At 59.1% G+C, this 20481-nt stretch carries 18 protein-coding genes; 14 read left to right on the top strand and 4 right to left on the bottom strand.

The annotated features are described in order from the left end of the window. Positions 1-70: 70 nt before the first annotated feature. From EII23_RS04535 to EII23_RS04475, 13 genes are all read left to right on the top strand, one after another. A complete protein-coding gene (locus EII23_RS04535) occupies positions 71-1276 on the top strand; it encodes an argininosuccinate synthase (protein ID WP_124792201.1) in 1206 nt (401 codons plus the stop codon). A gap of 80 nt (positions 1277-1356) precedes the next feature. Next, on the top strand, positions 1357-2760 hold the full coding sequence (gene argH, locus EII23_RS04530) for an argininosuccinate lyase (RefSeq protein ID WP_124792200.1): 1404 nt from the start codon (positions 1357-1359) through the stop codon (positions 2758-2760). A 101-nt stretch (positions 2761-2861) separates the two neighbouring features. Next, positions 2862-3701, top strand: a complete 840-nt coding sequence (locus EII23_RS04525; protein WP_124792199.1) for a hypothetical protein — start codon at positions 2862-2864, stop codon at positions 3699-3701. Positions 3702-3762: 61 nt separating this feature from the next. Continuing rightward, the gene (gene fusA, locus EII23_RS04520) at positions 3763-5805 is read left to right on the top strand and encodes an elongation factor G (protein WP_124792198.1); all 2043 of its coding nucleotides are present in this window, start codon (positions 3763-3765) and stop codon (positions 5803-5805) included. A 19-nt stretch (positions 5806-5824) separates the two neighbouring features. Then, entirely contained in the window at positions 5825-6652 is an 828-nt protein-coding gene (rsmA, locus tag EII23_RS04515; protein WP_124792197.1) for a 16S rRNA (adenine(1518)-N(6)/adenine(1519)-N(6))-dimethyltransferase RsmA, read from the top strand. A gap of 80 nt (positions 6653-6732) precedes the next feature. After that, on the top strand, positions 6733-7005 hold the full coding sequence (locus EII23_RS04510; protein ID WP_124792254.1) for an HU family DNA-binding protein: 273 nt from the start codon (positions 6733-6735) through the stop codon (positions 7003-7005). Between the two features lie 118 nt (positions 7006-7123). After that, positions 7124-7327, top strand: coding sequence for a 30S ribosomal protein S21 (gene rpsU, locus EII23_RS04505; protein WP_124792196.1), 204 nt, complete (start codon positions 7124-7126; stop codon positions 7325-7327). A gap of 91 nt (positions 7328-7418) precedes the next feature. Next, complete coding sequence (locus EII23_RS04500; RefSeq protein ID WP_124792195.1) at positions 7419-7886, top strand: GatB/YqeY domain-containing protein; 468 nt, start codon at positions 7419-7421, stop codon at positions 7884-7886. Positions 7887-8049: 163 nt separating this feature from the next. Continuing rightward, positions 8050-10413 (top strand): endonuclease MutS2, encoded by a 2364-nt coding sequence (locus EII23_RS04495; RefSeq protein ID WP_124792194.1) that lies wholly within the window; start codon positions 8050-8052, stop codon positions 10411-10413. Positions 10414-10427: 14 nt separating this feature from the next. Further along, positions 10428-12140 carry a DNA primase gene (gene dnaG / locus EII23_RS04490; protein WP_124792193.1) on the top strand — a complete coding sequence of 571 codons (1713 nt, stop codon included), beginning with the start codon at positions 10428-10430 and terminating at the stop codon, positions 12138-12140. Next, a complete protein-coding gene (gene rpoD / locus EII23_RS04485; protein ID WP_124792192.1) occupies positions 12137-13906 on the top strand; it encodes an RNA polymerase sigma factor RpoD in 1770 nt (589 codons plus the stop codon). Before dnaG ends, rpoD begins: the two co-directional genes overlap by 4 nt. Before the next feature lie 28 nt (positions 13907-13934). Beyond that, positions 13935-14636: a thermonuclease family protein gene (locus tag EII23_RS04480; protein WP_124792253.1), complete on the top strand. Its 702-nt coding sequence runs from the start codon at positions 13935-13937 to the stop codon at positions 14634-14636. Next, positions 14633-15175, top strand: coding sequence for a serine/threonine protein kinase (locus EII23_RS04475; RefSeq protein ID WP_260424592.1), 543 nt, complete (start codon positions 14633-14635; stop codon positions 15173-15175). The genes EII23_RS04480 and EII23_RS04475 overlap by 4 nt, the downstream gene beginning before the upstream one ends. Before the next feature lie 24 nt (positions 15176-15199). On the opposite strand, the gene EII23_RS04470 is transcribed toward EII23_RS04475, so the two are convergent. The 3 genes from EII23_RS04470 to EII23_RS04460 form a co-directional block, all read right to left on the bottom strand. Next, positions 15200-16609 (bottom strand): response regulator, encoded by a 1410-nt coding sequence (locus EII23_RS04470; RefSeq protein WP_124792191.1) that lies wholly within the window; start codon positions 16607-16609, stop codon positions 15200-15202. A 118-nt stretch (positions 16610-16727) separates the two neighbouring features. After that, positions 16728-17150 carry a hypothetical protein gene (locus tag EII23_RS04465; RefSeq protein ID WP_124792190.1) on the bottom strand — a complete coding sequence of 141 codons (423 nt, stop codon included), beginning with the start codon at positions 17148-17150 and terminating at the stop codon, positions 16728-16730. Between the two features lie 181 nt (positions 17151-17331). Then, a complete protein-coding gene (locus tag EII23_RS04460) occupies positions 17332-18213 on the bottom strand; it encodes an ornithine carbamoyltransferase (protein WP_124792189.1) in 882 nt (293 codons plus the stop codon). Positions 18214-18461: 248 nt separating this feature from the next. Between EII23_RS04460 and EII23_RS04455 the strand changes: the two genes are divergently transcribed. Further along, positions 18462-19025 carry a flavodoxin gene (locus tag EII23_RS04455; protein WP_260424602.1) on the top strand — a complete coding sequence of 188 codons (564 nt, stop codon included), beginning with the start codon at positions 18462-18464 and terminating at the stop codon, positions 19023-19025. Positions 19026-19159: 134 nt separating this feature from the next. Here the strand turns inward: EII23_RS04455 and EII23_RS04450 are convergent, their stop codons facing one another. Then, positions 19160-20335: a hypothetical protein gene (locus EII23_RS04450; protein ID WP_124792188.1), complete on the bottom strand. Its 1176-nt coding sequence runs from the start codon at positions 20333-20335 to the stop codon at positions 19160-19162. Positions 20336-20481: the final 146 nt, after the last annotated feature.

The following is a 20481-nucleotide window of genomic DNA, read 5'->3' as shown; positions in this document are numbered from 1 at the left end:
CCCAGCTTGCCACAGTCTGGCAGGTGAAGAAACGATTTTTTCCCCCTGTCATCCACACACGAGGTACGACATGCAAAGCGTCAAAAAGGTCGTGCTCGCCTATTCCGGTGGGCTTGACACATCGGTGATCCTCAAATGGCTCATGGAAACCTACGGCTGCGAGGTCATCACCGTCACCGCTGACCTGGGCCAGCCTGAAGACCTCAGCGGCGTGGAAGCCAAGGCGCTGGCGACAGGAGCGTCCAAAGCCCATGTGCTGGACTTACGTGAAGAAATGGCCAGGGATTTTGTGTTCCCCATGCTGCGGGGCGCGGCGCGCTACGAAGGGCGCTACCTTTTGGGCACATCCATTGCCCGGCCCCTCATTGCCAAGGCCCTTGTGGACGTGGCCCGCAAGGAAGGAGCCGATGCCGTGGCCCACGGCGCCACGGGCAAAGGCAATGACCAGGTGCGTTTTGAGCTGTCCGTCAGCGCACTGGCTCCGGATTTGAAGGTTATTGCTCCCTGGCGCGAATGGGATCTCATGTCGCGCACTGCCCTCACCTCCTTTGCCGAAAAGCACGGCATTGCCATTTCCAGCGAGGCAAAACGCTACAGCATGGATGCCAATATGCTGCACACCAGCTTTGAGGGCAGCGAACTGGAAGATCCGGACACACCGCCCGATGCCGCCTGTCATCAACGGTGCACCCCCGTGGAACAGGCTCCCGAGCAGCCGGAAATTCTCAAGGTGGAGTTTGAGCGCGGCAATCCCGTGGCCGTCAACGGCCAGCGTCTTTCGCCAGCCTCCGTCATCAGTACCCTCAGCACCATTGCCGGGCGTCACGGCATCGGGCGCGACGACATGGTGGAAAACCGCTTTGTGGGCATGAAGTGCCGCGGGGTTTATGAAAATCCGGCAGGCACCCTTCTTTTTGCCCTGCACCGCGACCTTGAGGGCATCTGCATGGACAGGGAGGTTCTGGCCATCCGCGACATGCTGGCCGTGCAGTACTCCCGCTCTGTCTACAACGGATTCTGGTACTCGCCCGAGCGGGAAGCCCTTCAGGCTTTCATGGACAAATCCCAGGAAGGTGTCACAGGCACGGTGACGGCCAAACTGTACAAGGGCGGCGTATGGCCCCTGGCCCGCACCTCGCCCCACTCCCTTTTCTCTGAAGATTTGGCCACGTTTGAAGGTGGGGATTACGACCACAGGGACGCGGCGGGCTTTATCCGTCTCAACAGCCTGCGCCTGCGCCTGTATGCGGCAGTCAGGCAAGCCCTTTCCCGCTAGATTGTGGACAGCATGAAAATGTCGGCAGCATGCGGCGGTTCAGCGCAAACCCCGAGCCAGGACGAAAAACGGGTGCATCAATGAAGACCAACCAGAGCTGGGGGGGCCGCTTTGCCGAGGGCCCCAGCGAGTCCGTAGCCCGCTATACCGACTCCCAGTCCTATGACAGGGCGCTCTACGCCCACGATATCAAAGCATCGCAAGCTCACGCCCGCATGCTTGGACGCCAGGGGATCATCAGCCACGAAGAGGCCATGCATCTTGTGTCCGGCCTGGAACAGGTGCGTGAAGAAATCGCGTCGGGAGCCTTTGTCTGGAAGCCAGAACTGGAAGACGTGCACATGAACATCGAAGCACGCCTGACAGAAATCATCGGCCCAACGGGAAAAAAACTGCATACCGGGCGCAGCCGCAACGATCAGGTGGGGCTGAGCTTCCGCCTTTTTGTCGCTGACAGAATGACAGTCTGGCAGGATCGCGCGCGCGAACTTTGCCGGGTGCTGCTGCGGCGCGCGGAAGAACATGCACAAACCATCCTCCCCGGCTGCACCCACCTTCAGCCCGCGCAGCCCGTAAGTCTGGCCCACCATCTTCTGGCCTATGCCTGGATGTTCTGCCGCGACTGCCAGCGTATGGAAGATGCCCTCGAACGTACACGCATCTCCCCTCTGGGCGCGGCGGCACTGGCCGGAACCACCTATGCGCTTGATCCCTTGAGTGTGGCGCAGGATGTGGGTTTTGAACATATTTGCGGCAACTCTCTGGACGCAGTTTCTGACCGTGATTTTGTTCTGGAAGCCCTGTTCTGTGCCTCTACAGCCATGATGCACCTTTCGCGCCTTTGTGAGGAGATCATCCTCTGGGCCAATCCGGCATTCGGTTTTGTCCGCCTGCCCGATGCCTATGCCACCGGTTCCTCCATCATGCCGCAAAAAAAGAATCCTGATGTGGCCGAACTCATGCGCGGCAAGACAGGGCGCGTCTACGGTTCCCTGATGGGCCTCATGACCGTCATGAAAGGATTGCCGCTGGCCTACAACCGCGACATGCAGGAAGACAAGGAAGGCTTTCTCGACGCTGACCGCACCCTGGAGGCTTCATTGCATCTCATGGCCGGGATGATGGATGCCCTCTCCTTCCGCGCAGACAGAATGCGCGAAGCCTGCAAGGCAGGATTTCTCAACGCGACGGAACTGGCCGACTATCTGGTGGGCAAGGGTTTGCCTTTTCGCGAAGCGCACCACGTCACCGGCCAGGCAGTCGCCGCCGCAGAACGTGAAGGAAAAGGCCTGGAGGACATGGAACTTTCCTGCCTTCAAGCCATTGATCCACGCATCGGCGAAGATGTTCATGCAGTGCTGGACTATGCAGCGGCGGTGCTCAGGCGCGAAACACCCGGCGGAACCGGGCCGCGCTCTGTCCGCACGCAGATGGAGCAACTGCGGTCCTGGCTGGACCAGCCCTCTGCCCGCGCCGGGGGATAGCGCCGGATTTGACCAGCGCAGCCTGATCCCGTGCTTCCCTGAAGCCGCATTTTCCGTCCTCTTGCAGCGCGTCTGGACAAAAAACACAGCCCGGAGCCCCCATGCAGCCCACACCCGATTTCGCCCCGCTCCCACCGGACGCTCCCCGCTGGCCCCTGTGGACGGAAGAACTCCGGCTGGATGACGCGCTGGCAGAAAAAGCATACGAAGCCACCCCTCCTCCGTGGCGTGCGGCCATCAAGACCGGACTTGCCCTGGCCCATGCCCACTTCGGGCAGCACACGGGCACACACAGATGCACCGCAGAGAAAAGCCATGCGGGCTTCTGGTCACATACCGAAGAATGCCCAGTTCCTTGGACAGTCATCGCTTTTACGCCAACCTATGCAGCGGCAGCACGTTTGGCGGGCGCATGCATGCCCGCCGCCTTGGCCGGAGTTCCCCTTGTGGCCGCCGCCTGCGTGGACGGTTTGCCGCACGATGCGGCTCTGGTCAGCCTGGAGCTGACAGGCATTGAAGACATTTTCCTGTTGGACCAAGAGAAACTCTGCGCCCTGTTGCAAGAAATGTCTCCCCGCCACGGGCGGCTGGTGCTGCTGCACACCGGAGAACTGGCCCCCGTGCGCCAGTGCGCGCGGGGTCTGGGGCTGCGCTGCTTTGAAGAAAGCCGCCCCCCACACCTCCGCCTGCTCCATCCGGAAAATTTTGACTCCGGATTGCTGGCCTTTGCCCAGGCGGACGCACTGCACACAGGCGCACAAAAAAACCACCCGCCCGAAGCCGTCCTTCTTGCAGTGGAGCACGGGCAGCACGTGCCCGGGCACTTTTGTGCCGATGACGGCTTGCTCACTCTGACGCCGGGTTGCGAAGGCTTCTGGCTGCATCCCGGCCTTGATCCGGATTTTTTTCGCCTCCGGCGCCATGCCTTCGGCCTGCTGTGACTCTGTTTTCAGGTGACCGGCAAAAGCGCAGGTCGTTCTCAAACCTCTTGCGAAAAACGCCATGCCCAGCATCAACGACATACGCAACATAGGGATTATCGCACATATTGACGCGGGCAAAACCACGCTTTCCGAGCGCATGCTCTTTTACAGCCGCAAAATCCACCGCATGGGCGAAGTGCATGACGGCGCGGCCACCATGGATTATCTGCCCGAAGAACAGGAGCGCGGCATCACCATCACGTCAGCCTGCACAACCTGCACCTGGCGGCAATGCATCATCAATCTTGTGGACACGCCGGGGCATGTGGACTTTACCATCGAAGTGGAAAGAGCCCTGCGGGTGCTGGACGGCGTGGTGGGTGTTTTTTGCGCGGTGGGTGGCGTGGAGCCGCAGTCGGAAACCGTCTGGCGGCAATCCGAAAATTTCCGCGTGCCCAAGATCGCCTTTGTCAACAAGATGGACCGCCCCGGCGCGGATTTTTCGTCCGTGCTTGAGGCCATACGCCAGAGATTGCAGGCCAACGCCGTTGCCGTCATGCTGCCGCTGGGTCAGGGAGAGCATTTTCGCGCCGTGCTGGATCTTGTGCGCGAGGAAATCCTGACATTTGCAGAAGACGACCAGGGACAAACCGTCCTCCGGACGCCTTTTGGCCCGGAAGAACAGGAACTGGCAGCCCCCTGGCGCGAAACTCTGCTGGAAAAACTGGCCGAATCCGACGAAATATTCCTGCAAATCTACCTTGAGGAAACGCCGACGCAAGAAGACATCAGTGCCGCGCTGCGCCGCGCCACACTGTCCCGCGCACTGACGCCGACTCTCTGCGGGTCCGCCCTGCGCAACATGGGGGTGCAGCCGGTGCTGGACGCAGTCTGTGACTGGCTGCCCTCCCCGCTGGACGTTCCACCGGCCACAGGCCGCAGCGCGGAAGGGCGGGAACTGGCCGTTACTCCCGATACCGATGCGCCTGCCGCCGCTCTGGTCTTCAAAGTACTTGTGGAAAACGGCCGCAAGCACTCCTTTCTGCGAATATATGCAGGGCGCATCAAGGAAGGAGACAGCCTGTGCAACACAACGCGGAACACCAATGACCGCCTGGGGCGCATCTATCGCGCCCACGCCGACAGGCGCGAGCCCATCGAAACGGCCTCCGCCGGAGAAATTGTTCTGGCGGTGGGCCTGCGTTCGGCCCATACCGGCGAAACATACGTGCAGCCTCAGCGCCCGCTGACGCTGGAAAGCATTGACGCCTATGCTCCGGTGCTGACGCTGGCTCTTGAGCCGCGCAACGCCGATGAAGGCAAAACCCTGGACGAAGCCCTTGCCCGCTACGGAGAAGAAGATCCCACCCTCCATGTCCGACAGGATGAAGAAACAGGCGCGCGCATGGTTTCCGGCATGGGAGAACTGCATCTGGATGTTCTGCTGGAGCGTATCCGGCGGGAGTACGGCATCAGCCCCCGTGCGGGCAACCCGCAGGTCGTCCTGCGAGAGACAGTGCGCGCTCAGGCCGAGGCCTGTGCCGAATTTGACAGGGAACTGGGCAAAGAACGCCATCAGGGGCGTGTGACGCTGCGCGTTGCTCCCCGCCCCCGCGGCAGCGGCAACGCCGTTGGTCTGGACCCGGCGCTGGATGCCGAAACACGCCAGAGCAACAGGCCCCTGCCCCAAGCGTATCTGGAGGCGGCGCTGGACGCTGTTCGGGATGGCCTGCAAAGCGGCATCGCAACCGGCTGCCCGCTGGAAGACACAGAGGTGCTTGTAACCCGTTTGGAACGCCAGGAAGGCGTCACCACAGTTCCCGGCTGTCACATGGCTGCCGGTCAGGCTCTGCGCGAAGCTCTGGCAGCCGCGCGCCCTCTGGTTCTGGAGCCTGTCATGCGGGTGGAAATCTCGTCACCGGAAAATTTTCTGGGTTCCGCCATAAGCCTGTTTGCCGCTTGCGGCGGCAAGGTGGAATTTCTGGAAGATCAGGGAGGTCACAAGCACATGCGCGGCACGGCTCCCTTGCGCAGGTTGTTTGGCTTCTCCACCTCTTTGCGTTCCGCCACCCAGGGGCGGGCCGGGTTGCTGCTTGCCTTTGACCGCTTTGACGTGCCCTGAATTGCGCATCCTTCCCGCCATGCACACAAAAAACTCCGCACCGCGCGCAAAAAAAAGTCTTGGGCAGCATTTTCTCCGACAGCCGGGAATCTGCCTGCGCATCGCCGCCCTTTTGCATGCGCAGGAGGGCGACAAAATTCTGGAAATCGGCCCCGGCCCCGGAGCTTTGACCCGCGCGCTGGAGCAGCAGCCGCACACTCTGCTGCTGTTGCTGGAAAAAGACGCACACTGGGCACGGGAAAGACAAAAAGAAGCCGGCATGCGAACGCAGAGCGTGCTGACCGATGCCCTGCGGTTTGACTGGCGGCGCGTCACCCCCGAAAATCCCTGGAAAATCGCGGGCAACCTTCCCTACAACGTGGCATCTCCCCTGATCTGGGATATTGTATCGTTGGCCACAGGCTGGACGCGCGCGGTTTTCATGGTGCAGAAAGAAGTCGGTCAGAGGCTGGCAGCGCAGCCGGGAACAGCCAGCTATGGTGCCCTGTCGGTATGGGTGCAGAGCTTCGCCCGACCGCGCCTTGAGTTTACTGTTGGGCCAGGAGCCTTTCTTCCCCCCCCAAAGGTGGATTCCGCTGTTCTCACCTTTCTTCCCAGACCGCCGGAGGAACGCCCGGCGGCCCCCAAAAAACTTTCACATCTTTTGCGCATCTGCTTTCAGCAGCGCCGCAAACAGCTTGGGGGCATTTTTCGCCGCTGTGGGCAGCCTTCACTGGAAGAAGCTTTTTTCAGAACAGGTCTGTCCCCCACACTGCGCCCGGAAAACCTGAGCAGGGAGGATTTTCAGCGTCTGGCGTTTTTTTGGGCCTCACAGCTTGACAAGGAAAGTCAAAAAGTTTTGAGTTGAATGACTTGATCGTGCTGTCAGCCGTCGGGGCAGGCCCGGACGGCATACCCGAAAATGTCAAAACTTTTCAGGAGGACGTGATGACCAAGGCTGACCTGATTGACAAAATTGCCGCCAATGCCAACCTGACAAAGGCTGCTGCCGAGCGGGTGCTCAACGCCTTTCTGGCTTCCCTTGAAAGCGCCCTTGTGAAAGACGCCAAGCTGACCATCACCGGCTTCGGCACATTTCTGGTGGAAGAACGCAAAGCCCGCCAGGGCCGCAACCCCCGCACCGGCGAAAAACTGACCATCCCCGCATGCAAGGTTCTGAAATTCCGCCCCGGAAAAATGCTCAAAGACGCCATCAACTGATTCTTTCTCCCTCTCTTGGCGGAATATCGCTTGCGTTTTTTTCTGTTCCTGACTATACAGGGAGTTCATATTTTGCAGGCTCACTGTTCGTAGCCTGCCGCCAAGGGAGGTGATTCTCTTGCCCGGAGTTTTCCTGAACGACGAAGACTACAATTTTGACATTGCCTTGCGCCGCTTCAAAAAGCAGGTTGAAAAAGCCGGCATTCTTTCTGAAATGAAAAAACGCCAGCACTACGAAAAGCCCAGCGTCATGCGCAAGAAAAAGAAAGCCGCAGCCCGGAAGCGGCTGATGAAGAAAATCAGAAAGATGAGCATGGCCTGATCCGGCTAATTACGGTTGTTGACCATCATGCGGGAAGTTCCACAGGGTTTCCCGCATTTTTCTGCTTTTTTCCATCCATCAGGCAGCAATCATGAACGCCAGCCTCTCCTTCAGCGACCGCATCGAAAAAGACTATATCCAGGCATACAAAGCAAAAGACAGCGTGCGCCTGACTGTTCTGCGCCTGCTCAAAACCGCCGCAAAAAACCGCCTCGTGGAGTTGAAACGGCCAGGGGGGACGCTTGCGGACGAGGAGTTCCTTGATCTGGTGGTCAAGGAAGGCAAACAGCGGCAGGACTCCATCGAGCAATTTCAGGCAGCCCGGCGGGACGACCTGGCTCAAAAAGAAGCCGCAGAACTGGCAATTCTCCGGGAATACCTGCCCGCTCCCCTCGAAGCCGAAGAGCTTGAAGCCGTCATCCGCGCAACCATGAGCAGGCTCGGCGCTTCCTCTCCCAGAGATATGGGGCGCGTCATGACTGCCATCATGGCCGAACACAAAGGCCGTGTGGACGGAAAAACGCTGTCCGGGGCTGTCAAAATGCTCTTGCAATCCTGACGCCACAGGGGCTTTTTCGCCTTGCCATGCCCCCTGCCGCAGGCAGTGCCGCATCATGCCCTCATGGAGAGCGCGGCATGCACGGGGCAAAGCCACGGCTTCTCCCACGTCAGAACACATGGTCAGGGACCGCCACCAGCCAAACCCAAACGGCGCACCAGGCATGATACATCCCCGCACTCTCCATGCTCTCGACTTTTTCCTGATCACCGAACATCTTGCCAACCTGTGCGCTTCCAGCATCGGACGGCAGGGCGCTCTGGAGCTGTTGCCGCTGGAAGATTCCGCCTCTGTCAGTCTGGCAGCCCGCCTCTATGAGGAGGCAAAAGACTGGGCCGGCAGCCCTGCTCCCGGAGCGTCTCCCTTTACACTCGCTCCTTTTCCGGACATCAGCATTTTGTTGCGCGGCGTAGCCGCCAACCCTTCTCTCCGGCCAGACACAGACGCTTGCTGGGCCTTGCGCGAAATGCTGCGGCAAGCCAGGGAAGCCCATGCATCCATCGCCACGGCTGGCGCCGAAAAGCGCTGGCCAAACCTGTTGCGTCTGGCCAATGCGTCGCCTCTGCCCGTACAGTTGACCTCCGCCCTGCTGCGCTGCATTTCCGATGATGGCCTGATCCAGGACGAAAGCTCGCCAGAACTGTATCGCCTGCGCGCCGAATTGCGCCGCCTCCACCAGAATTGCATGCGCAAGGTCAAGGAGTATGCCGCACAGTACAACATGCTCGCCTTCTTGCAGGACGAGTTCATGACGCTCTCCTCGGACCGCTACGTTCTGCCGCTCAAGGCCAACTTCAAGGGACGCATGCAGGGCATCATTCATGACTGGTCGCAGACAGGGGAAACATGCTATTTTGAGCCGATTTTCCTGGTAGAGATCAACAACCGCCTTCAGGAACTGAAGCGTGAAGAAAGGGAAGAAGAGAGAAAAATTCTGGCCTATCTGGGAGAACTTCTGGTCGCGGAACTTCCGTCAGTGCTGGCCGCCCAGGAATTGCTGCGCCAGGTGGACATACTTTCCGCCAAGCGCCGTCTGGCCGCCGCCTTTGACGGCCAATGCCTGTCCCTGGCCCCTGCGGACGAAGGCATAAGCCTGCTGGAAGCCCGCCACCCTCTTCTGGCTCTGGCCGGGGCACACAGTGATGGCGGAGAAAAAAGAAAAGTGCACCCGCTGGATATTGTTCTGCGGCCCGGCGACAGGGCGCTGGTCGTTACCGGAGGCAATGCCGGAGGAAAAACCGTTTGCCTGAAAACACTGGGGCTGATCACGGCCATGGTTCTCAGCGGTTTGCCTGTCCCCGTGGGCAAGGGTTCGCACCTGCCCTGGTTCGGCCGGGTGGACGCTTTCATTGGCGACGAGCAGAGCCTCACCGACCATGTTTCCACATTTACGGCCCAGATCGAGCATTTGTCCAAAGCCTGGAAACACCTGAATGCCGACAGCCTTGTGCTGCTGGACGAGTTCGGCGCAGGCACAGACCCGGCCCAGGGATCCGCTCTGGCACAGGCTGTCCTTGACAGTTTGCTGGAGAAACATACTTTTGTTCTGGCGGCAACGCACTTTCCCTCTCTCAAAAGCTATGCTCTGGCGCGGGAGAGAGTCCGCGCCGCTTCCATGCTTTTTGATCCCCAGAGCAAAAAACCGCTCTACAAGCTGGCCTACGATCAGGTGGGCGCCAGCCGCGCGCTGGACGTGGCGCGCAGCCACGGCCTGCCGGAAGGCATCATCCGGCGGGCGGAGCAGTATCTTTTGCAGGACGGGGAAGACACTTCGGCCCTCTTGGCGCGCCTGAACGATCTGGCTGCCCGGCGGGAAGAAGAGTTGCGCATGCTTGGTCTGGAACGTGAGAAGGCGCACCGCGCGGCCGAGGAAAGCAGGGCAAAGCTGCAAAAGGAGCGGGATCGCCTTCATGATGAAGTGCGCGCGCAATCTCTGGAAATCATGCGCGCCTGGAAAGAGGGCCGTGCGGCGCACAAACAGACGCTCAAGGAAATGGCGCAGTTGCGCGCCTCCCTGCAGCCCGTGGCAGACAGCCCGAAAGAGCTGCCTGAACCGGAGAGTTTTTTCATCGGTCAGAAGGTGCTGCACAACGTGTTCCATCGACAGGGAACCGTTACCGATACGGACCCACGGCGGCAAAGGGTACGTCTGGACATGGGCGGCGTGGTGCTTTGGGCGGCAATGAAAGACCTGTGCCTTTCCGGCGATGCGGAAAAGCCCACCCCCCGGGCGGGGATGCCCCGTGGCGCAAGAGCTTCTTCCGATGCCCGCACAACCGACACGCCCTCCATGCGCCTGGACATGCGGGGCATGCGTGCCGATGCCGCCCTTGCCGAACTGGGGCGCTTTCTGGACAAATCCCTTCTTGCAGGTTTTGCAGAACTGGAGGTTGTTCACGGCAAGGGCACCGGAGCCTTGCGCAGGCAGGTACATGATTTTTTGCGCCAGTTCCCTGCGGTGGAAAGTTTTTCCCTGGCTCCGGAAGACCGCGGCGGCGACGGGATGACCCTTGTAACTCTGCGTTGAACCGGCAAAGGCATATGCAGTCCAAAGAAGCCATCCGCGCCATCAAGGAGCGCCTGAACATCGTTGCCATCGTGCAGCGCTACGTTGAGCTGAAGCGCAACGGGCCGCGCTGGACGGCCCCCTGCCCCTTTCATCAGGAAACAAAACCCTCCTTTACGGTCAATGAGGAACAGGGACTCTTTTACTGCTTTGGCTGCCAGGCTTCGGGCGATATCTTTGACTTTTACAGCCGCATCAACGGGTTGGACTTCAGGGAAACGCTGACGCAACTGGCTGAACAGGCCGGAATTTTTCTGGAAAGCGGGCCACACTCCCCGCAGCGGGGCGAACAGAAAAATCGCCAGCATTCGCAGAGGCAACTGGCGTTGCGCATGCACGAACTGGCGGCGAGCCATTTTGCCGCGGCCCTGCGCAGCCCGGAAGGCGAAGAATGTCAGGCATACATGCGCAGCCGCGGGCTGAGCGAGGAGATCATACAGAATTTTGGCCTTGGCTGGGCACGCCGCGACTGGCAGTCGCTGACCAAGGCCCTGCAACGCGGCGGCTTTTCTCCCCAGGCGGGGGCAGAGGCGGGGCTGCTGGGAAAATCGGAAAACGGGAGATGGTATGACCGTTTTCGCGGCAGACTGATTTTTCCCATCAAGAACCTGTCCAACCAGATCATTGCCTTTGGCGGACGGATCATTGCCGGTGAGGACGAGGCCAAATATATCAACAGCGCCGACTCCCCCATCTACAAAAAAGGCGAGCATCTGTACGGTCTGGCGCAGGCTCGCCGGGGCATTGTCACCAAGGGGCACGCCCTTTTGACAGAAGGATACATGGATGTGCTCACCCTGCACCAGTTCGACTACACCAATGCCGTGGGCGTACTGGGAACGGCCCTGACGCCGGAGCAGGTCAAACGCCTTGCGGGCTTCACTTCACGCATGACGCTCCTCTTTGACGGAGACCGCGCCGGACGCAAGGCTGCCCTGCGCGCCTGCGAAATGCTGCTGACGCGCGGGCTTTCATGCCGTGTGGTGCTCATGCCGGAAGGAGAAGACATTGACAGTCTCCTGCGCGGCGCAGGCCGGGAGGCATTTGAAGCCTTGCAGGCGCAAGCGCCCGAAGGGCTGCGCTTTTGCGTGGATGTGCTCAAGGCGCTGGCCCCGCGGGAAACCGTGGAATGGGCGCGCAATTTTTTGCGGCAGGTGGAGATTCCCGAACTGGTCAGCCCCTATACTTCGCAGTTGGCCGGGCATTTGCAGATTTCCGAAGCCGAATTGCGTGCGACCCTGGCCAACCGGAAAATGCAGGCCGGCGCTCCTTCTGCGCCGGACACACCGCCGCACGGCATCCTTGAGCGGGAAATCATGATGTATGCGGTACGCTATCCGCACCGTTTGGCCGATATGCAGGTAATGGGCGCGGATGTGGTTCTCCGGTCGCCTGTGGCACGCAAGCTCTGGGACAAACTGGAACATCACAGCCCGGAAGAGGCTTTTCACCTTCTGGACGAAAGAGAAAAGGCCTTCTGGTGCAAATGCCGCAGCCCCGAGGCTCCGCCGCGCGATGCGGGCGACAGGGAGCTGAAAGCCCTGCACGATTTTATGGACGGCTACTACGCTGCCGCGCAGACATCTTCCCTGTCGGCGGCACTGCGGGCCAATACCGGTGCCGGAAATTTTGAAGACGATGTCAGGTATCTTCACGCACTGATGAAAAACCTTGGAGAAAGAGCATGAGCAACCTCAAAGATATTCAGCAAATACAAACTCTTATCGCCAAGGGCAAAGGGGCGGGCTTTCTGACCTTTGAAGAAATCACCAAGACTCTGCCTGTAGAGATGAGCACGCCCGAAAAATTTGAAGAAGTTATCGGCATCTTTGAATTGCTGGATATCGACATCGTGGATTCGGAAAAGGACGGCAAAAAAATCTCCTCATCCGCCACCGATGCGGAAGACGATATCGGGGAAGGTTCGCTGGATCTGACCGAGGATGAAGAATCTGCCGACTACTCTTCCCGCAGCACGGATCCGGTGCGCATGTACCTGCGCGAAATGGGGGCTGTGCCCCTGCTGGATCGCGACGGCGAAGTGGTCATCGCGAAAAAGATCGAAATGGGAGAGCAGGACGTTCTCTATGCTCTGGTGGAAGTGCCCGTTGCCGTTGAGGAGTTGATCAACGTGGGGGACGACCTGCGCCAGAACCGCATCAAGCTGAAGGATGTGGTCAAAACCATTGAAGAGGACGACCCGAGCGAAGACGAGATGAACCAGCGGACGCGCGTTATCCTGCTGCTGGACGAAATCCGGCAGACTTTCAAAAAGAAACGCAAGATCTACAAAAAACTCGACGCCTGTGCCTGCATGGATCGCAAAGTCACGGCGGTGCAGAAAGAAATTATCGGCTTCAAGGAAGAAATTGTTACCCGGCTGCGCGATATCAAACTGGAGAAAACCCTCATTGACCGCATCATTGAAACGGTGGAAGACTATGTGCGCCAGATGCACAACTGCCAGCGCGATCTGTCGGCCTACATTCTCTCCACCGGGCGCACCCAAAACGAAATCCAGGCCATGTTTGACGGCCTCGACAAACGCGAGATCAACCCCCTGACAGCCGCCCGCGATCTCAGGCTCAGCGTTGACGAGCTCTTTTCCTTCAAGGAAATGATTGTCGGAAAAATTGAAATCCTGAAGCGCCTTCAGGAAAAATGCTGCCACAATGTCACGGATCTGGAAGAAGTGCTCTGGCGCATCAAGCGCGGCAACAGCGCGGCCATGCGGGCAAAGCAGGAGCTCATTCGCTCCAACCTGCGGCTTGTGGTTTCCATCGCCAAAAAATACACCAACCGCGGGTTGCAATTTCTCGACCTTATCCAGGAAGGCAATATCGGTCTGATGAAGGCCGTGGACAAATTTGAATACCAGCGCGGGTACAAATTCTCCACATACGCTACATGGTGGATCAGGCAGGCCATCACCAGAGCCATTGCGGATCAGGCCCGCACCATCCGCATTCCGGTGCACATGATCGAAACCATCAACAAGCTCATCCGGACATCGCGGTATCTCGTGCAGGAACTGGGCCGCGACCCCACCCCCGAGGAGATTGCCGCGCGCATGGAATATCCTGTGGAAAAGGTCAAAAAAGTTCTCAAAATCGCCAAGGAACCCATTTCTCTGGAAACTCCCATCGGCGACGAGGAAGATTCGAGCCTCGGCGATTTCATTGAGGATAAAAAGGCCGTGGCCCCGGCTGAAGAAGTTATCTATACCAAGCTTTCGGAGCAGTTGGCCACGGTTCTGGCCGATCTGACCACCCGCGAGGAGCAGGTTTTGCGCAAGCGGTTCGGCATTGGCGAAAAAAGCGACCACACACTGGAAGAAGTGGGCAAAATCTACAATGTCACCCGTGAGCGCATCCGCCAGATCGAAGCCAAGGCGCTGCGCAAGATGCGCCATCCCGTGCGCAGCCAGTTGCTGCGCTCGTACTATGACAATTGAGCGGAGCGCACAGGAATCTGCCGTGGTCATGCCATCCTTTCTTTTGTCGAGCAGGCACATTGGAGCGTTTCTGCTGGCTGCCCTTGTTGTGTTGCTCTTTCCGGGGCAGGGCAGCCAGACGTACGCGGCTCAAGTACAGGACATGCCGCCGGGAACCGTGGGGCACTGCTTTGACGGGGATACCTTGAGGTTCACAGACAGGCGCGTAGTGCGACTGGCGGGCATTGATGCTCCCGAACTGGGCGCGCCCCTCCAAAAAGCGGGATACTATGCCCGTGAAGCCCGCAAACTGCTTTCCGCAACCGTTCTTCGGCAAAGGGTGCGGCTTCTGCCCGCAGGGACAGTACACAGGGACAATTACGGACGTTTTCTCGCCGAGGTTCTCCTGCCTGATGGGCGTTCCCTCAACGATCTGATGATTGCCAGCGGCGCGGCTTTTTTCTACCCGCACAACGATCTGGACAGCCGCCTGCAGGAACGCCTGCTCGCCGCACAGCAGGAGGCCATCAGGGAACGGCGCGGCATGTGGGAGCATGTTCTGGCCCAACCCGTTGCGGAAAAAACCTATCTGGGCAACCGCCAGTCATTGCGCTTTTTTCCTACGGACTGCCCCGAGGCACAGCGCATCAAGCCGCGCAACCGCGTCCACTTCGGCACGCTCATGGATGCCTTTATGGCGGGCTACGCCCCGGCACGCATCTGCCCTTTCTGGCCAACGGCGCACCAATGAGCGGCAGTGTGCCCAAAAAACAGCTTGCCGCTGCCCAAGGCATAGAGGCTGGCTGCATTCTTTTTCACATCAACACCGCCACGGCGGATATTCTGCGCATGGCACGCGAGGCCCGCATGCCTTCACACTATCTTGAAGGCAGCGGTGCGAATATTTTTTGCCAAGAATGGCGGGCCTTTGTGCATGCCGTGGTCACAGCGGGCCTGATGCAGCACGCGCCCAACAGCGTCCTCATGGGCTATCTGCGCCAGACCAGAAATCTGCTGGCCGCAGCAGAGGGGCAACAGGAGGTCGATACACCTCCAAAGCCTCTGTCCCCGGACTCTTTTGTGGACGGCCCTTTTTCGCGCTATATGGCTTTGCTGGCGCAGGCCCGGCAGGCCGAATGCCCGGACACGTTCTGCCAGCGCATGGCGGACGCCGTGCCTCTGGCGGGGCATCCTGATGCACAGGGCAAAGCCAGACTGGCGGCCATGATGGCCATGCTGATCAGCGCGGTGTGGGACAAGCTGGAGCAGTACGATATTTTGCCCGAATGAAGGGAGGCCCAGCGGGATGCGGCCTTATGAAGAAAGCATCCAGGTGTGGCGTATGATCTGGAAAAGATCTCCGCCTCTTTTCGAGGATGCGCCGCCTTCCTCTCCGCTTTTTCCCGGCGCGGCCACCCTTCGCATGTTCTGCGCCCATTCTGCGTTTTCACCGTCATCAGTCAGCCGCCCGTTTGGCAGCCGCCCGTCTGGCTCCTCCCAGAGCGGAATCCGGGGAACCGGAGCCGGGCGGGCAGGCAAAAATGTCTCCGCACGCGGCACGCGCTCTGCCGGCACTCCCGCACCGCCGTGCTTTTTGTCCGAAGGCTTCTCCTCTCCCCTGTTGCCTGCTGCGATTTTGGCCTGACGCGATGCACGCCAGTTTTTTTCGGCGCTTTCCTTTCTTTTCCGGGCTTCCCGTTCTTGCGCGAGAGCATGCAGGGCTTCACGGATTCCATCGCCGATGTGGTGTGCTTGCGCGCCCAGCCTTTTTTCCAGCCCGGCCGTCAAGGCATGCAACAGGGCTTGAGGATCGTCGGCAGCCATGCAGAACAGGGCAATGCGTTCGCTGACATGCGCTCGGGGCGTCACTTCCAGCCCCTGAGAGAGGATTTCTGCGGCTCCGTCATGGTCGCCCTGCCCCAAGTGCTGTATGGCAAGCGCCAAAAACGGATTCTTTGCGGCGGCATCTGCCTGAAAAAGCTGCATGCATGCGGCGCGCGCGCGTTGCCACTGTTGCGCCTGAACGAATATCGCGGCGGCATCGGCAAGGTACTGCCGGTAGCGCACCTGATCCCCCCTGCCCTTCCATGCCAGCGCCATGCCAAGCTCTGCCTTGCCCGGCGCAAGGTCGCCGCGCATGGCGTGCTGAAACGCGGAGATGGCGCTGCTCCACTGCTCCTGCCGGAGACAACGCATGCCCGCCTGAAAAAAATCTTCCGGCTGGCGCACGGGTTTGAGCAGCATGCCGCAGGTCGCCAGCGCATCGTCAAAATCCCTGGTATCGCCGCCCTCCGTCTTGTCCCGCCGGATTTCTCCCCTGCGGGCAGCCTCCAGAAAAACCAGCCGTGCCGTGAGCGCGTCAATGGAATAAGGGCGCCACAGCAAGGCGCTTGCTCCGCACCCCAGCATTTTCAGTTGTTCCGCCTCGCTCTTGCTGGACAGGATCAGCAGTACGGGCAGCGTGCGCAACAGGGGATGCAGGCGCACTATGGCACAAAACCGCTCGCCATCCATATCGGACAGCTTGTGGGAAGAAATGACCACAGGCAGGGGAGAATCCTTGGCGCAGGCTTTTGCCAGAGCGCGGGCGGCCGCTACCCCCGATGTCAGGCACTGCACGTCCTGCACCCCCGCCTCCCGCAGGGCGCGCTTGTCAAATCCTGCGAAAGCTTCACTTTCGCTGAGCAAAAGAACCCGGACAGGGAGGGAGGAAGAATCTGTCATGGAAAACAATCCGCCTGAGCCCGCAACGGCCGTGCTGCGAACCTCATTCCCGGACGGAAGGGAACTTCTGTGTACCGGCGCAAAAAGCCCAGAATTTTTTGGGGGCAGAACGGCTCTTTTATATGCCGGAAGATCGCTGTCTGGCAAAAGGAATTATCCGCGCCTGCTGCGAGGCGCGGCCTTCGGCATAAAACCCCGCAGACTCCGGCAGGGCCAGGCTGGAAGAGCAGCAGGGGCAGACAAGCCCCCCGGAAAAACGCTCAAACCGGATCAGACCGCCGGAATTTTCATAGCAGTCCGTGCAGAACGGCCCCTGATGCACGCCCTCGGTCGCAAGCCAGTATGCCCCGTTTTTGGGGTACAGCGCCGTGGACAGGTGCACGGCTTCTTCCAGGGTGTGTATCCGGGTTTTGAGCGTGCTTATCTCGTCGCGCAGGGCAATGACCCGCGACTGGACCTCCATAAGCAGGCGGCGTGCGGCATGAAAGTTTCCGGCGGCAAACAGGGCATTGATTTCCTTGAAAAGGCGGTAGTCCAGCACAGCGCGTCATCCTTTCGTATACCAGCCTATCGAACGGAAGCCCAAAAGCCTTTAGAGCGCAGGGCACTTTGCATTCGCATTCTGTCTGCCGGGCAGCGTTCTCCTGAAAAAGCAAAGCGGTTCGCCTTCAAAAGGGCAAACCGCCTTGCGGCATCGGAAACGCCAACGGGAAAAACTTTTCCTATGCGTCCAGAAAAACCCAGTGCAGCATGCGCTTGTGGATGCGCAGGCGGTATTCCGATTGCAGCGTCAAAAGAGAAGCCCGGCTGGACAGAATCTCCCTGTCAACAGGAATGGCCGTCACCGGAGACGCACTGAGCATGATCCGCACGTCCTGCCCGGCGTTGGACAAAATACCCGCGTCCAGCTTCCAGGTCGCCCGGTCCCCGGCAGTCAGATCCTTGCTGCAACCGGCAAAAACATGACTCGCCCCGCGCACAGCTTCTTCCGGGTTTTTGACAAATACAATGGATGTGCCGAACTTTGCGGCAGCCTCTTCCAGAGGTGCTGTGTCCGTTTGCGGAGGCACGGCAATGCGCATCCTGAACGGAAACCAGGCCGTTGCCGCCATGAGCGAGTGCAGCGTTCCGTTGGCGCACCCCAGCCATGCGCAGGTAACCTTTTCAAGGTCACGCGAACTGCGCAGCATGCAGGCAATATCGGCCAAGGCGTGGGCGGGATGCGCATCGGGGCTGCCCGCATTGATAATGGGAAAATCTGTACCTCCGGCCTTTGCTCCCCAAAAAGCCACGGGTATGCCATAGGTATACAGGCAGTCAACATAGTAGCTGAAAATCGGGAGCAAATGCTCCTGATATTCGCTCATCTCGGTGTGCCACATGCCGCGTGTGCCCTCGTATACCACAGCCCCGCCCATCTGCCTGATGGCAGCGGACACGCAAAGGCGTTCGGGCAGAGAATGCCGGGCAAATGCCAGCAAGGCCACACGCTGGGTCATGAAGTCCGTCTGAAGCTTGGAATCCGGCATGCCCAGCGCCTGCTGGACAAGCAGCCAGGAAGCTTTTTCGCCCAACCCCTGAACAGTCAATATGCGCCTTGTCATATATGCTCTCCATGACAGACAAAACAGCAGATTCTCAGATGTCTTTCAGTATAGGCAAATGCCCCCTCCATGTCCAGAAAACGCGAAACTCCCGCAAAAATCTGCGTATAGCGGCAGATGCCATGCGTGCAGGCGACAACACCCTGTTGCGGGCAGGCAAAAAGGCAGGTATGCATGAAAAAAAGGAGCACAACATGGTCAGCAAGCAAACTCGCGCCGATAGAATGCGCAGAGTCTTCGTGAAAAGCATGGTCTTCAGCCTGGCGGTCGCCGCTATGGCGTCACTGCCGCTGTTTTCTCCCGCCAGCGCCGCAGCCGCGGAACTTGCCGGGGAAAAAACCCTCATTGTCTATTATTCTTGGAGCGGCAACACCCGGCAGGTCGCCCAACAGATCCAGCAAGCCATACAGGCTGACGCCGTGGAACTGAAAACTGTTGATCCTTATCCGGCAGACTACCGGCAAACCACCGCACAGGCCAAGCGAGAACAGGAAGCGGGCTATCGCCCGCCCCTGCAATCCCCAATCAGCAATCTTGACGCATACGATGTCATCATTCTGGGTTCTCCCAACTGGTGGGGCACAGTGGCGCTGCCGATTTTCACCCTTCTGGAAACCCATGATCTGACAGGAAAAACCATTGCCATGTATGTCACACATGAAGGCAGCCGCCTTGGCAGAAGCATGGATGACCTGAAACGTTTGTGCCCCGGCTCAACGATTTTGGACGGGCTGGCCATACGCGGCGGCAGCGTGAGTTCCGCCCAGGGCGATGTCGCCAAGTGGCTGCGGACTGTCGGTCTGTTACGGTGATATGACATATCCCCACGCCACTGTTCGGACAAAACTGACTTTCTCCGGACAGTGGCGTGGGGATATTCACAGGGGAAAAATGTTCCCCGGCATGTCGCCGAATAACGGAAATTTGAAGAAATTTCAGAACGATATCACTCAAGATTTTTCCAACTCGACACAAGCCGTCCGAATGCCGCAGCAACGTCCGCATACAGGCTCTCCGCATCCGCCCCGAAGGCGCGTTTGCGTTTGCCTGCAAGAATAAGAACCGCGTGGAGCCCATGCTCCAGATAAAATGGCCGGGCAAAGTAGGAGCGAACTCCCAGAGGCGCGAACAACGCCCAATCAATGGATTTGACGCTGTCCAAGGTATTTTCCACAATCAGCGAACTGAGACCATATCGCTGTATGTCCTGGGCGATGGTGCCTTCATAGGCGTGCAGGGTTCCCCATTCCAGGCCGTCAAATACCGGCCCTACACCATATACGGCAACGCGTCCGTTGCCCATCTGAATATGCGACAACATCAATCCGTCAACCCCGGGCTTGCAAAGGCTGTACAGCCCCTCAAGCGCCGGACGCAGTCCTTTCATGCATAGCGTGAAGGCGTTGTCCCTTTCAGGCTCCACCGGTCTGGCATCAACATTCACAAGCGCGGCCCGAACCATTTTATTGCCCGGTTCTCCCCATGACGTAAGGCGCACATGCGCGGAAAACAGGCCGCGTTCGCCATTGCCCAGCAGCAGTTTTCCCGACCACGCGTCATGCGCCGTCGCCTTCTCCGCCGCCACAAAAAAATTTTTCCACAAGGATTGGGGCACCACATCGTCCAGCACCAGAGCGCGTTCCGCCTGTTCCTCTCCCCCAAAAAGCACACGCGCAGCGCTGTTGGCATCACCCAGTTTTTGTTTTTTCAGATCAACGGTGAACACCGGGGAATCCGCATCTCCCACGCGCATTTGCAGTTGAGCATCGTAGCAGGCCGAAGTATAGCCCCCCGGCAGGAATGCCTCTTTCAAAAAACCGCTGTACACGTCCCGCGATTCCGGCCACCCCTGTAAGATCAGCGGATTGCGGACATTTTCATATTTCAGTCTGAAAATGGCCGCAGCGGGGCGTCCCGCGTGGATCATATCCCAGAACTCCACGAGCAGAGGGTAGTCCTGCTCGATAACTGCCTGCTTTCTGAAAGCGGCATTCTTCAGGAATTGCTGGGCATCAAAGCCTGCATCACGCCATCGGGTAAACACTTCGAGGCGTGACTCGCGTTGGCAGATGCTCCATAACAAACCTGGAAAAGCTTTGCGCCATTGAAGAAAACGCGACATATCTTCCCCGCCTGCTGACGATACACCGTTTTGATATCTTGGTCAGTAGAATAGACGCACGCCCTGGGCAAGACTTTTTTCGCTCCGAATGGTCTGACCACAAGTATTTACGCAGTGGCCGTCAGCGGAGTTTTTTACATGATTTT

The sequence above is a fragment of the Desulfovibrio sp. OH1186_COT-070 genome, assembly GCF_003860215.1.
Taxonomy (GTDB): Bacteria; Desulfobacterota; Desulfovibrionia; order Desulfovibrionales; family Desulfovibrionaceae; genus Desulfovibrio.
The sequence above is the reverse complement of the archived record's forward strand: the minus strand, read 5'-3'. Positions and strand labels throughout refer to the sequence as shown.

Coding starts and splice junctions, on each gene's coding strand:
- EII23_RS04535 (WP_124792201.1), top strand. CDS start 71: ATGCAAAGCGTCAAAAAGGTCGTGCTCGCCTATTCCGGTGGGCTTGAC.
- argH (WP_124792200.1), top strand. CDS start 1,357: ATGAAGACCAACCAGAGCTGGGGGGGCCGCTTTGCCGAGGGCCCCAGC.
- EII23_RS04525 (WP_124792199.1), top strand. CDS start 2,862: ATGCAGCCCACACCCGATTTCGCCCCGCTCCCACCGGACGCTCCCCGC.
- fusA (WP_124792198.1), top strand. CDS start 3,763: ATGCCCAGCATCAACGACATACGCAACATAGGGATTATCGCACATATT.
- rsmA (WP_124792197.1), top strand. CDS start 5,825: ATGCACACAAAAAACTCCGCACCGCGCGCAAAAAAAAGTCTTGGGCAG.
- EII23_RS04510 (WP_124792254.1), top strand. CDS start 6,733: ATGACCAAGGCTGACCTGATTGACAAAATTGCCGCCAATGCCAACCTG.
- EII23_RS04500 (WP_124792195.1), top strand. CDS start 7,419: ATGAACGCCAGCCTCTCCTTCAGCGACCGCATCGAAAAAGACTATATC.
- EII23_RS04495 (WP_124792194.1), top strand. CDS start 8,050: ATGATACATCCCCGCACTCTCCATGCTCTCGACTTTTTCCTGATCACC.
- dnaG (WP_124792193.1), top strand. CDS start 10,428: ATGCAGTCCAAAGAAGCCATCCGCGCCATCAAGGAGCGCCTGAACATC.
- rpoD (WP_124792192.1), top strand. CDS start 12,137: ATGAGCAACCTCAAAGATATTCAGCAAATACAAACTCTTATCGCCAAG.
- EII23_RS04480 (WP_124792253.1), top strand. CDS start 13,935: ATGCCATCCTTTCTTTTGTCGAGCAGGCACATTGGAGCGTTTCTGCTG.
- EII23_RS04475 (WP_260424592.1), top strand. CDS start 14,633: ATGAGCGGCAGTGTGCCCAAAAAACAGCTTGCCGCTGCCCAAGGCATA.
- EII23_RS04470 (WP_124792191.1), bottom strand. CDS start 16,609: ATGACAGATTCTTCCTCCCTCCCTGTCCGGGTTCTTTTGCTCAGCGAA.
- EII23_RS04460 (WP_124792189.1), bottom strand. CDS start 18,213: ATGACAAGGCGCATATTGACTGTTCAGGGGTTGGGCGAAAAAGCTTCC.
- EII23_RS04455 (WP_260424602.1), top strand. CDS start 18,462: ATGGTCTTCAGCCTGGCGGTCGCCGCTATGGCGTCACTGCCGCTGTTT.
- EII23_RS04450 (WP_124792188.1), bottom strand. CDS start 20,335: ATGTCGCGTTTTCTTCAATGGCGCAAAGCTTTTCCAGGTTTGTTATGG.